This is a genomic window from Thermotalea metallivorans (assembly GCF_001562415.1).
GTDB classification, from domain to species: Bacteria; Bacillota; Clostridia; order Peptostreptococcales; family Thermotaleaceae; genus Thermotalea; species Thermotalea metallivorans.
In genome coordinates this window covers 1-1,781 of record NZ_LOEE01000096.1, presented here as the reverse complement: position 1 = coordinate 1,781, position 1,781 = coordinate 1, and the positions used below count along the sequence as shown (strand labels likewise).

Annotated in this window: 2 protein-coding genes; one reads left to right on the top strand and one right to left on the bottom strand. The window is 38.0% G+C overall.

What is annotated here, in order from left to right:
* Nucleotides 1-205 (top strand): hypothetical protein (locus tag AN619_RS16220; protein ID WP_207644252.1); only part of this gene is annotated, 205 nt, incomplete at its 5' end.
* On the opposite strand, the gene AN619_RS15195 is transcribed toward AN619_RS16220, so the two are convergent.
* Nucleotides 188-1,666 (bottom strand): ISLre2 family transposase, encoded by a 1,479-nt coding sequence (locus AN619_RS15195; RefSeq protein ID WP_068558112.1) that lies wholly within the window; start codon nucleotides 1,664-1,666, stop codon nucleotides 188-190. The genes AN619_RS16220 and AN619_RS15195 overlap by 18 nt on opposite strands.
* Nucleotides 1,667-1,781 lie beyond the last annotated feature (115 nt).

Below are 1,781 nucleotides of genomic sequence, written 5' to 3'. Positions count from 1 at the left end.
TATATTATTACAAAATCCAAGAAAAAATCTTTATCATTATACCATAAGCACTCTTGTCAAGGCTAAAATGAACGCCGTTACCGGCGGCCTTGACAAGAAGCAAGGCTCTGTGAGCCTATGGTATTTTTCTATTGCTTTTTTCTTTTCTTTTTTCTTGTTTTTCTTTATCTTTTTTCCAGTTCATATATTAAATAATTTCTCCTAACCTTCTATGACTTACTAAGTTTCTAATTGCTTTCCGACCTTCTGTCATTGCACAACCGGTATAAGGAATTTGCCCTCGGCGCATCGAATATACTTTCGGTATTTTTCGCTTTATTTCTTCCACCTTGTTTTTAGCTGTACTTATAACTTCAACAAATTTATCCAGAAGCTTTTCGGAGACTACAGGCGACATCAGGGACTGTATCTCATCATATAACTTTCCACTTGCCTTTAAGGCAAGTATTTTCGCCATATTATTGGCTCCAGCTATACTCCAGCTCATTTTCCTGCCTTTCATTCTTAGTGATAGTATGTCGCATATCTGATGCTCCATTGTCCCAAGATTGCGATAGTATATCCCTTCCGGAGGTTCCGGCAGTTCAATATTGTCCCTCTCATGGTACAGTATTAATCCATCAATATTGCTTTTTAGATATTCTTCAAGATTCTGAAGCTTTTCTACCTTATCACACTCTCCTCCACACTCATATTTAAGTTCTTCTATTCGTTCTAAAGCTTTTTGTATATTCCCGCTTTTTATCAGTCGCGCTATCTTTTTGGCTTCCTTCTTATCGTATACATGACGCAGAATTGCCCTAAATATATGAAACCTGTCCAGCTGATAGTGTTTTTCAGCTGTATTTGTACATCCCCTGATCCATTTTGCTCCGTCACCGTTTAATACTCTTACCTTTATTTTGCCTGTATTATATTCTTCGTTTATATTTGCTTCCAGCAAATCGGCAAATTCTTCAGCATCCATAAACCCTGCTACAGCTCTTTTGTTTACAACCACATATTCATCGTCTCTTCCCGGATTGCGCTTCTTCCATCCCTCATAAGTAACTGCCAGCTTGATTTCCTTCTTATTCCCATTTCCTCCCTTACGGTCTTTACCTTGCATATTAATCCACAGTCCATCGGCTTCTTCAAACAGCACTTTAACTTCCTTTGTTCCTTCAAGCTTGCCTTCATGGTATGCCTTAACTTTTTCCTGTTCCTGCCTGGCTATCCTTTCTCCTAGTTCCTGCACTACATTCCATACAGCTGCGTGGCTGATATCTTGTCCTGTAAGTTCCGTAATATTTTCAGCTGCCTTGCGATAGGATACATTACTTACATTTTCCACCATCTTCTCAACCAGGTTTGTAGACATAAATCCTATGGTTTCCATCTTCAGGTATTCATCTAGCAGGTATACAAAGCTTTTCTTTCCTTCTTCATTCTTGCATTCATAAATCACTCTTTCAAACTCTACAGGTCCCATCAACGTCTTTATGCACGTTCTTTTCTTACCCCTGTGACGGTATACTTCCGTATCCCTTGATTCCATCAATTCTTTATCAATGCCTTCAAGTATAGTTTTCATGATGGATCGTCCAAATTCCAGAACAACATTATAAACTTCCTGCTCTAAAGTCTTGAAATCTATAGCATTTATAGATAAACTATTATTGAGCATAGTCACCACCCTGTATTTGTTTTTTGGGATAATTAATATTATACAGGATGATTGTGCTCCAGGCTACCCTAAACCGGTAGCCTATTTTATTTGCCAACTATAATTTTACTCTAAG